Consider the following 9,885-nt stretch of genomic DNA (forward strand, 5'->3'; position numbering starts at 1 on the left):
CCCAATGTGGGAGCGGGCTTGTGTTTCGACCGATACATCGTCATTGACCGATGAGGTACACATGAACAGATTCCACGAAAAAGTCGCCCTGATCACCGGCGCCGCCCAAGGCATCGGGCGGCGGGTGGCCGAGCGCATGGCCGCCGAAGGGGCGAAGCTGATCCTGGTGGATCGCTCCGACCTGGTGTTCGAAGCCCAGCAGCAGTTGGCGTCAACCACCCAGGTACTGGCCCTGACCGCCGACCTTGAACAATACGAGGAATGCAGTCGGGTGATGCAAACCGCTGTCGAGCGCTTCGGTCGCCTCGATGTGCTGGTCAATAACGTCGGCGGGACGATCTGGGCCAAGCCGTTCGAGCACTATGAAGCGTCGCAGATCGAGGCCGAGGTTCGTCGTTCACTGTTCCCGACCTTGTGGTGTTGCCATGCCGCGCTGCCGTTCATGCAGGAGCAGGGCAGTGGTGCGATCGTCAACGTATCCTCCATCGCCACCCGTAGCCTCAACCGTGTGCCCTACGGTGCGGCAAAGGGTGGGGTCAATGCCTTGACCGCTTGTCTGGCGTTCGAAACCGCCGGTCGCGGCGTGCGGGTCAATGCCACGGCGCCGGGCGGCACCGAAGCACCGCCGCGACGCATACCCCGCAACGGTGCCGAGCAGAGTGAGCAGGAAAAACTCTGGTACCAGCAGATCGTCGACCAGACCCTCGACAGCAGTCTGATGAAACGCTACGGCACCCTGGATGAGCAAGCGGGGGCTATTCTGTTTCTGGCCAGCGACGATGCGTCCTATATCACCGGCATGGTCATGCCCGTGGGCGGTGGCGATCAGGGCTGAGGCGAGCGGCGAACAACCCCTTCGGCGAACGGAGTCATGGTGATGAGTGACAAACCCACGATCGTGCTGGTCCATGGTTTCTGGGGCGGTGCCGCCCACTGGAACAAGGTCATCGTCAAGTTGCTCAGCCGGGGTGACACGCACATTCGTGCCGTCGAGTTACCGCTGACGTCCCTGGCCGAGGATGCCGAGCGCACGCGCAAGATGGTTGCCCAGGTGCCCGGTCCGGTGCTGCTGGTGGGGCATTCCTATGGCGGCGCGGTCATCACTGAAGCGGGTGATTTGCCGAACGTGGTCGGGTTGGTGTACATCGCCGCGTTCGCCCCGGACGCTGGCGAAAGTCCCGGCGGCATCACGCAACGGCACCCGCCTGCGGCAGCGGCAAACCTGACCCCGGATAGCGACGGTTACCTGTGGGTCAAGCCCGAGCTCTACCACGAGAGCTTCTGCCAGGACCTGCCGGCGACCGAAGGGTTGGTCATGGGCCTCACCCAGAAAGCACCGCTGGCGAGCACCTTTGGCGACACCATTGGCACGGTGGCCTGGAAGAACAAGCCATCGTGGTATCAGGTTTCGACCGCAGACCGGATGATCGCGCCTCAGAACCAGCAATGGATGGCGGCGCGGCTCAACGCCCGGGAGATTCTGACCTTGCATGCCAGCCACGCATCATTGGCTTCGATGCCCGCCGAAGTGGCGGCCTTGATCGACAGGGCCGCGACGGCGTTGGCCAAAGGCTAGGGCCTACAGGCGGCGCACAAAGGTGCCGACAATACTGCGCATGGTGTCGCTGATGTTCAGGTTGTGGACCGCATCCAGAGGGTGCCAGATGCAATCGGTGATTTCGTTCAGCGGCCGCAGTTGCTCAAGGTTCAGTACCGACGCCTCGAATACGTGGTGTCGGGTGTCGTCCGATTCCAGCTCCAGCACGTACACCAACTCGTCGACCCGCAAGCCGGTTTCCTCCAGCAGCTCGCGAACGGCGGCATCGGCGGCGCTTTCACCCCGTTCAAGCTTGCCGCCGGGCAACGTCCAGCGTCCTCCACGCTTGCGTACCAGCAGTACATGCCTGTCTCGCTCGCAGATGATCGTTGCGCGTACTTTCATGGATTACCCGATGTCCGTTGTCATGGAAAAGGCATGCAAATGCAGCATTCGGGCCAGGGCCGCGATTGTGCTGCTATCTGGGTAATTTGAGCGGCCGACGCGACGAAAAGTGCAACCGAAAGAAGGAATTTCCATGGCGACGGCTGGTCGGTATTTTGGACAAGGGTGGGTGTAAGGTTAGCAAGTCAACCTGATATCACTGCCCAAAAGGAGGTGACTATGAGTGTTCCGATGCTGAACAAAATGCACATGAACGGTTACGACGTACTCAGTGTGAACCACGGCCCCTGGCGGGTGTGCACCCAGGGCGACCGACTGGGCTCGTTTGCCAGTCGAGAAGAAGCACTGGCGTTTGCCGCTTCGTTGCCCGGCTACAGGGCGCGTACTGGCAAGCCTGCGGGCAGCCATCAGACAAAATGAAATCAGGCCAGAAGCCCCGGTTCTCCGGGGCTTTTTCATGATGCTACGACGCTAGTAGCCACCACCTCCACCGGCGCGGGAGGGCTCCCGGGCCTTAAGCTGCGTATTGCTCCATTGCGCGCAGGTCATGAAACTCTTGTGGTCGACCATGCCCCGGCCGTCGAAGCTGACATTGAACGCTTGTTGATGGCCGGACTGAGTCAGCCTGTAGTCAAAGCACGTGCCGGGTTCGGCGGTACGGTCGCTGACCGTCAGGGGCTGGCCGCCGATTTGACGGACTTGCTCCTGGGTCATGCCGGTGTCGACTTTCGCGACCAGAGGCTGGTCCTGGTAGATCGAGTTGGTGCTGCAGCCTGCCAACGCGGTCAGTACGACGACCAGCGTAAATAGAGGCCTGTTCATGGCAGCGCTCCCGCTATTGAGCCTTATTGCGGCTAATAACCTTGGCTTTCACTTCCTCGGCGTAGCCGGACAGTTTTGCTTCATCGCCCTGAAACAAGGCGCACAGCTTCTGAACGGCTTGCGCGTCGATGTCATTGCCAAGCAGGCGCAATTGCTGCTCGATGCGCAACAGCTCCACGGCCGACCAGCGCAAATCTGACGCAAGCCCCTGCAGATCGCGCCGAAGTTCCTGTTCCGATTCGTTAAGCCACATAATGACCTCCTGAATGCCTCATTCAGGAATTCTAGACCTGTTTACCGGGCCGGATGTTATGTTCGTCTGATTGAGCGGGGTTTCCTTTGGTCGGGGAAATAAACGTGAACATGACAGTACGCTTTCCTGCTTTATCTGAAAGCAAGGAACTAACCGGGCAAAGTGATATCAATGAAAGTCGCCGAATCGTTGGGGATGGCTGTAGGGACGATGGCGAGCTACATTTTCTTTTTTCGAATTAAAGGAAGCAGCATGCGGATGTTGATGGGAGGGGTCGCGCTGGCATTACTGGCCGGGTGTTCGTTGCCGGCGTCGCTGGTACCGGGCGAGCCAAATGTCAGCAAGCAGAGCGAAAAAACGCCAAAAGAGTATGCGGCGTGTGTGTTGCCTGCCTGGAAAAAGGAAGTATCGAATACCACTCAGGTTTCGATATCCAATGGATACCGCATCACGGCGCCCAGCGTGATCACGGCCGACGAAGTGCTGGATATCGTGAAATACAAGGACGGCAGCCGGGTTTCGCTCTATCAGGGGCCACCTTGGGCCAAGTCAGGCGACCTGCGCAAAATCGTGCGCGACTGTTTGTAAGCGAGGGAGGGTGAAAATCGGTCACCGACCGTTTTTCGACTCAATTGAGAAAAAACCGGATGCCTGGCGTGCATCCGGTTTTTTTTTGCGTGCCATTTGCCTGTGTGAAATTTACCGTGTATTTTTTCATGAAATTAAAAATACAAAATTTCACGAGGCCGTATGTTTCAGCAATCCACCCGGCATGTCGCCAGTTACTACGCCCATACCTGCGCCGATCGTCTGGTCGATCGAGCCGCACTGGAAGGTGAGCAAGACACCGAAGTGCTGATCATCGGGGCCGGCTTCAGCGGATTGCACACGGCTTTGCGCCTGGCGCTGGCCGGCAAGCGCGTAACTTTGCTCGAAGCCAGCCGGGTGGCCTGGGCCGCGTCCGGGCGTAATGGCGGGCAGGCGATTCTTGGTTGGTCGTGCGACATGCCACCGCTGGAAGCGGCACTGGGTTACGAACGGGCGCGGCGCCTGTGGGACGGCATGCGCTGGGCCGCGCGGGAACTGCGTGACTTGCCTGGCCGCCATGAGTTCGATTGCGACTACCGCGCCGGTCATCTGTGGACCTCGGTAATGCCCCGTCGGGTAGGCCTGCTGACCGAATGGCAACACGAGGCCAGCCACAAATGGGGCCACGACAAACTGCAATTTATCGAGCGCAGCGAATTGCCCCGGTGGGTTGCCAGCGAGCGTTATCAGGCCGGCCTGTTCGATCCCGAAGGCGGGCATCTGAATCCGCTGAAACTGGCCCTGGGCCTGGCCGATGCGATCGAACGGGCCGGTGGCCGCATCCATGAGCTAAGCAAGGCGCTGAGCTATGGCGAGGAGGGCGACGGGTTTGTGGTGACCACCGAGCGTGGTCGTATTCGCGCCGATGTGCTGGTGCTGGCGTGCAACGCTTACCTCGATCGACTCGATCCGCAACTGGCCAGTTGCGTGTTGCCGGTCGGGACCTATCAAGTCGCGACCGCGCCGCTCTCCAAGGAGCAAGCTACCGCCCTGCTGCCAAGCAACGTGTGCGTGACCGACAACCAGTTCGTACTCGATTATTTCCGTCGCACCCCGGATAACCGCCTGCTGTTCGGCGGTGGTTGCACTTACCTGGGCGGCATGCCCAAGGACATCGCCGCCGCGACCCGGCCGTTCCTGGAGCGCGTGTTCCCGCAACTCACCGGCGTCGATCTGGAGTTTGCCTGGGGCGGCCACATCGACCTGACCCTCAAGCGCACGCCGGATATCGGCCGGCGTGGCGATCTGTACTGGATGCAGGGGTATTCCGGGCATGGCGTGCTGCCGACACTCGCCGCGGCGCGGGCGGTGTCCGACGCGGTACTCGGCCAGCCCGACGAATTGTCCCTGTACCAGGGCCTGAACAACGGCAGTTTTCCCGGCGGAAAATACCTGGCCGCGCCACTGGAAGCCATCGGCAAGGCCTGGTATCGACTGCGCGACAGCATTTGAAGCGACACTTTTCTGGAAGCCTCTAGATGGACATGCAAGAAGAAATCTCGGCGCTGGCGATCCTGATCCAGGACCTGCGCAAGCACAAGAAATACACCCTCAAGGAACTGGCGGACAAAATCGGTCGTTCCGTGGGGTTTCTATCCCAGGTCGAGCGCGGCCTGTCGCGCCCGACCGTGGCGGACCTGACCGCCATCAGCGAAACCCTGGGGGTGCCGACCACCTATTTCTACAGCCTGCCCAAACCCATGGCCTTGTCCTGGGTCACCCGCCCGGACGAACGCCGCACGCTGTACTACGCCGACGGCATCACCGACATCCTCGTTTCGCCAAAGATGCGCGCGTCCTTTTCGATGCTCGAAAGCCAGCTCGAACCCGGCGCCAGCAGCGGCGACCGGCACATGAAGGACAGTTCCGAGCAGGGCGGTTATGTCCTGGAAGGGCAACTGACCCTGTGGCTCGACGACAACGAACCGGTGACCCTGCATCCCGGTGACAGCTTTCAACTGGCAAGCCATGCGCACTGCCGCTACGGCAACCTGTCCGACCAACTGACCCGCGTGCTTTGGGTTTACACCTGATAACAACAAGGACCAAAACGATGGATGCTGTGTGCTCTGAACTGCTGGCCGAGGTTCGCAACTTCCGCCACTGCAACCCCGAAGTGCGTTACGTCGACCTGATATCCCTGGACATTCCGGGGCATTTCTACGGCAAGCGCTACCCGATCGAGATGCTGGAAAAAGTCGCTGCCGGCAGTGCCCTGAAGCTGCCGCAGAACTGCGTGCTGCTCGGCACCCAGGGCGGACTGTTCAGGATCGGCGATTACTGCTTCAACGATGGTGACCCGGATGCACTGCGCCGTTTGGTGCCTGGCACCTTGAAGTTGGTGAGCTGGGAAAAGCAGCCCTTGGGCCAGATGCTGATCACCTCCGACGGCACCGAAAAACCCATCGAATTCGAACCCCGCGAAGTGCTGGCGCGGGTGCTGGAGCGGCTCAAGCGCAAGGGCATTTTCCCGGTGGTGGCCTTCGAACTGGAGTTCTACCTGTTCGACAGTCGCTTGAAGGACGGCTTGCCGCAATTTCCCCGTGATGAGCTGAGTGGCGATGCCGACGATCAGCCGAACATGCACATCGAACGCCTGTCGCGCTTCGCCCCGGTGCTCGATGAAATGGTCGAGACCGCGCGAGCCCAAGGCGTCGATGCCACGGTGATCACCGCCGAGCTCGGCCCGGGCCAGTTCGAAATCAACTTCGGCCATTGCGATGACGGCCTGCGCGCCGCCGACTGGGCTGCCCTGTTCTGTCGCAGCACCCGGGGCGTGGCGCTCAAGCACAACTACCGCGCCAGCTTCATGGCCAAACCCTACCTGCAGCACCCCGGCAGCGGCATGCACGTGCATGTCAGCCTGTATGACCAGGCCGGCAACAACCTGCTGGCGGCGAACGGCCAGCGGGCGCTGCGCCATGCGGTGGCCGGTTGCCTGGACGTGTTGCCGCACTGCATGCCGATCTTTGCCCCGAACCACAACGCCATGCGCCGCTTGAGCGGCACGGTGAACGTCGCGTCCCGCGCCAGTTGGGGCTTCGAGGATCGCGATGCCTGCTTGCGTATACCGGAGTCGGACGTCAAAAACCTGCGCATCGAACATCGCCTGGCGGGCGCCGATGCCAACCCTTATCTGGCGTTGGCGGCGATTCTGGTAGGGCTGGAACAGGGTCTGGAAGGGGAGCGCGAGCCGATTGCACCGCTCAACGAAGACCGCGGCAGTGGCATCGATTTTCCGCTGGAAATGCTTGAAGCCGTGCAGTCCATGCAAAATCATGCATCGCTGCGCGAAGGCTTGGGGGCAGAGTTCGTGGACGTCTATTGCGAAAACAAGCGTCAGGATCATCTGGCATTTCTGCATGACATCAGCGCGCGGGAGTATCGTTGGTTCTTGTAGTCGCCCTTAAAAATATGTGGATATTGAAGGGGTTAGAAGGATTAGTAACCGGATAGTGAATAAAAATATCTTGTTACAGGCCGAAATATTCCGTAATATCCGCGCCGCGTTCACCACCACGGTTTATGCATTTTTAAATCCCGGGCGTCCATCAGCTGCCTGGGATTTTTTTGCCTGAGATTTGAGACCGCAATGGCGCCCCCTCATGGCTATCAGCCGAGCGGCCGGACAGGCGGGGTTTGTCTCGATTCAATGCACTTGACCACTGGCCGTCTCCGGTCGATTGGCTGAGGAAGTGTCACAGCCGATCAAGGCCGCGGCCAATATATAGATCAGTAAATACTCAGGCTTCACCGAACAATCTCCATTCGATGTTTTCCTCTTTGACGGTCATTCGGTCGGCGAGCAAGAAGCGGCTAAGACGATGCTGAACATTCAGGGTCGGCATGATCTCGCCCTTCTCGAAGCGCCGGGGCTCGCCTTTTTCCAGGCGCGACCAGGATTGACCGGCGATACTTACCGCCAGCCAATAACCGGTATGCGTGCAGGCTTGGCCGCTGATGCAGGTCGGTCGTTTGATGTAGTCGATCTGTATAAAGGCCGAGGAGCCTGGCATGGGCCGGCCGGTGGCGGGTTCGAGGATTTTGGCCTTGGCCAGTTGGTGAATCAGTGCTTCGCTGGGCTTTTCTGGTGGGATATTGGCCAGGCGTTCTTCGAGCCATTGGAGCTTGCCGTCCCAAGCAGGCAACGTGGCAGGCGGCAGTGGGACGATCTCGTTGATCTCGGGGACTTTGGGATTGGCGTAGGAGTAACCCGAGAGGATTTTCCAGATTTTTTCGTAGCGATCGGCGCGTTCGAGGTCTTCCTGTTGGCCCAGGTAGTACATCCGATCATCCGGCTCCGGACCACGGAAGCCTTTGCTCAAAAAAGAAGTCGAAGTGCTGTCACCGGCCGCTGCCCCGTGCTGGAATGCTTCGAGTGCTTCCTGATAACGCCCTTTCGTCGATAAATTAATACCTAGTGCTCTTGCCGCTTTGCCGTTTCCTTGCTCCCCAGCGCAACGGCGCATTTGCCGGGCAACGTCCGGGGCAATGTTGATCGGCGCCAACTTGTCTGCGACATAGGCTTGAGCTAGCGGATTACCTTCATCGGCGGCTTTGCGGTAGTAACGCAACGCCATTTCGTGATCTTTCTGTAGTCCCGCCGAACCGTTCTGCAGGAAAATGCCGACAAAGTAATATCCCGTTGCCACTCCCGCGTTGATCAGTTGCTCACTCATGCGCAAATGCTCTTCGCCACGGAGTCCGAAATACCCGCGCATGGCACCGTTCTGCAGATTGATATTGGCCTTGTAGTGACCGTTCTCACTGGCGATGCGGTACAAGCGCTCGATCTCCGCATCAACAATCTTGTCCTGCTTGAGTTGGTTGTTCTTTTGCAACCAGCGCGCGTAATGGAACAGCACATCGGCCTCAGCGGGCGGCGCCGGAATTGTTTCGTGTTGGCAGGTGAAGGCGAGATCAACGTTGATATCGGTGAGCGGGTTTACAAAGTCCACCGACAAAGGCTCGGCACTGTTGGCGCCACAACCGGTCAAGGCGATGAGTATCAAACAGCTCCATAAATACTCAGACCTCACCGAACAGTCTCCATTCGATATTTTCCTCCTCGACCGTCACACGGTCGGCGAGCAGGAATCGGCTGTGACGATGCTTGACGTTCAGGGTCGGCATGATGTCGCCCTTCTCGAAGCGCCGGGGCTCGCCTTTTTCCAGGCGCCACCAGGATTGACCGGCGATACTTTCCGCCAGCCAATAACCGGTATACGTGCAGGCTTGGCCGCTGATGCAGGTCGGTCGTTTGATGTAGTCGATCGGTATGAAGGCCGAGGAGCCGGGCATGGGCCGGCCGGTGGCGGGTTCGAGGACTTTGGCCTTGGCCAGTTGGTGAATCAGTGCTTCGCTGGGCTTTTCTGGTGGGACATTGGCCAGGCGTTTTTCGAGCCATTGCAGTTTGCCGTCCCAGGCGGGTAACGGGGCAGGCGGCAGCGGGAGGATTTCGTTGATCTCGGGGACCTTGGGATTGGCGTAGGAGTAGCCCGAGAGGATTTTCCAGATTTTTTTGTAGCGTTCGGCGCGTTCGAGGTCTTCCTGTTGGCCGAGGTAGAGCAAGCGGTTATCTGGCTTAGGGCCACGGAAGCCTTTTTCCAACCGGCCGGCAGCACCGTCGCTACCAGCTACAACGCCCATCTGGAAGACCTCAAGCGCTTCTTGGTACTTTCCTTTGTTCTTAAAGTGGACACCTAGGGCGACGGCTGATTTACCGTGACCTTGTTCAGCTGCGCAACGGCGCATCTGCCGCGCAACATCCGGGGCAATATCAATCGGCGCCAACTTGTCGGCTACAACTGCCTGAGCTTGCGCATTGCCCTGATCGGCGGCTTTGCGGTAGTAACGCAAGGCCATTTCGTGATCTTGCTGCAACCCGCCTGCGCCGTGCTGCAAAAAGATACCGACAAAGTAATATCCCGTTGCCACTTCCGCGTTGATCAGTTGTTCACTCATGCGCAAATGCTCTTCACCACGGAGTTTGAAAGTACCGCGCATCGCACCGTTCTGCAGGTTGATATTGGCCTTGTAGTGGCCGTTCTCACTGGCGATGCGATATAAACGTTCGATCTCTCCATCGACGGTCTTGTCCTGTTTGAGTTGGTTGTTCTTTTGCAACCAGCGCGCGTAATGGAACAGCACATCGGCCTCGGCGGAGGCCGTGGGGATCTGCTCGTGCACACAGGTAAAGGCCATATTGGCCTTGGCTTCAGTCAAAGGGTTCAAGGGCGCTTCCTTGGTCGAAGTAGAAGTAGGATTACTGGTATCGCAG

General features: G+C 59.2%; 12 protein-coding genes. 7 read left to right on the forward strand and 5 right to left on the reverse strand.

The window, feature by feature from the left end; translation table 11 throughout:
- Positions 1-61 precede the first annotated feature (61 nt).
- Positions 62-835, forward strand: coding sequence for a 1,6-dihydroxycyclohexa-2,4-diene-1-carboxylate dehydrogenase (locus tag ACMDB8_RS10125; protein ID WP_409079279.1), 774 nt, complete (start codon positions 62-64; stop codon positions 833-835).
- Positions 836-877: 42 nt separating this feature from the next.
- The gene (locus ACMDB8_RS10130; protein ID WP_223541495.1) at positions 878-1,576 is read left to right on the forward strand and encodes an alpha/beta hydrolase; all 699 of its coding nucleotides are present in this window, start codon (positions 878-880) and stop codon (positions 1,574-1,576) included.
- A 3-nt stretch (positions 1,577-1,579) separates the two neighbouring features.
- Here ACMDB8_RS10130 and ACMDB8_RS10135 read toward each other — a convergent pair whose 3' ends face one another.
- Positions 1,580-1,942, reverse strand: coding sequence for an NUDIX hydrolase (locus tag ACMDB8_RS10135; protein WP_056723558.1), 363 nt, complete (start codon positions 1,940-1,942; stop codon positions 1,580-1,582).
- A gap of 219 nt (positions 1,943-2,161) precedes the next feature.
- Between ACMDB8_RS10135 and ACMDB8_RS10140 the strand changes: the two genes are divergently transcribed.
- The gene (locus tag ACMDB8_RS10140) at positions 2,162-2,362 is read left to right on the forward strand and encodes an SPOR domain-containing protein (RefSeq protein WP_056723560.1); all 201 of its coding nucleotides are present in this window, start codon (positions 2,162-2,164) and stop codon (positions 2,360-2,362) included.
- Positions 2,363-2,413: 51 nt separating this feature from the next.
- Here the strand turns inward: ACMDB8_RS10140 and osmE are convergent, their stop codons facing one another.
- Both osmE and ACMDB8_RS10150 read right to left on the reverse strand, forming a co-directional pair.
- Positions 2,414-2,764 carry an osmotically-inducible lipoprotein OsmE gene (osmE, locus tag ACMDB8_RS10145; protein ID WP_056723562.1) on the reverse strand — a complete coding sequence of 117 codons (351 nt, stop codon included), beginning with the start codon at positions 2,762-2,764 and terminating at the stop codon, positions 2,414-2,416.
- A 13-nt stretch (positions 2,765-2,777) separates the two neighbouring features.
- Positions 2,778-3,017, reverse strand: a complete 240-nt coding sequence (locus ACMDB8_RS10150) for a hypothetical protein (RefSeq protein WP_046043505.1) — start codon at positions 3,015-3,017, stop codon at positions 2,778-2,780.
- A gap of 252 nt (positions 3,018-3,269) precedes the next feature.
- Between ACMDB8_RS10150 and ACMDB8_RS10155 the strand changes: the two genes are divergently transcribed.
- The 4 genes from ACMDB8_RS10155 (at position 3,270) to ACMDB8_RS10170 (ending at position 7,005) form a co-directional block, all read left to right on the forward strand.
- Positions 3,270-3,605 carry a hypothetical protein gene (locus ACMDB8_RS10155; RefSeq protein WP_056723564.1) on the forward strand — a complete coding sequence of 112 codons (336 nt, stop codon included), beginning with the start codon at positions 3,270-3,272 and terminating at the stop codon, positions 3,603-3,605.
- A gap of 162 nt (positions 3,606-3,767) precedes the next feature.
- Positions 3,768-5,057: an NAD(P)/FAD-dependent oxidoreductase gene (locus ACMDB8_RS10160; RefSeq protein ID WP_056723566.1), complete on the forward strand. Its 1,290-nt coding sequence runs from the start codon at positions 3,768-3,770 to the stop codon at positions 5,055-5,057.
- A 26-nt stretch (positions 5,058-5,083) separates the two neighbouring features.
- Entirely contained in the window at positions 5,084-5,638 is a 555-nt protein-coding gene (locus ACMDB8_RS10165) for a helix-turn-helix domain-containing protein (RefSeq protein WP_007976194.1), read from the forward strand.
- 20 nt (positions 5,639-5,658) lie between these two features.
- Entirely contained in the window at positions 5,659-7,005 is a 1,347-nt protein-coding gene (locus ACMDB8_RS10170) for a glutamine synthetase family protein (RefSeq protein WP_409079280.1), read from the forward strand.
- A gap of 343 nt (positions 7,006-7,348) precedes the next feature.
- Here ACMDB8_RS10170 and ACMDB8_RS10175 read toward each other — a convergent pair whose 3' ends face one another.
- Together ACMDB8_RS10175 and ACMDB8_RS10180 are read right to left on the reverse strand one after the other, a co-directional pair.
- Complete coding sequence (locus ACMDB8_RS10175; RefSeq protein WP_409079281.1) at positions 7,349-8,617, reverse strand: SEL1-like repeat protein; 1,269 nt, start codon at positions 8,615-8,617, stop codon at positions 7,349-7,351.
- A gap of 16 nt (positions 8,618-8,633) precedes the next feature.
- Entirely contained in the window at positions 8,634-9,839 is a 1,206-nt protein-coding gene (locus ACMDB8_RS10180) for an SEL1-like repeat protein (RefSeq protein ID WP_409079282.1), read from the reverse strand.
- Positions 9,840-9,885: the final 46 nt, after the last annotated feature.

It is taken from the genome of Pseudomonas monachiensis (assembly GCF_047345015.1).
GTDB classification, from domain to species: Bacteria; Pseudomonadota; Gammaproteobacteria; order Pseudomonadales; family Pseudomonadaceae; genus Aquipseudomonas; species Aquipseudomonas monachiensis.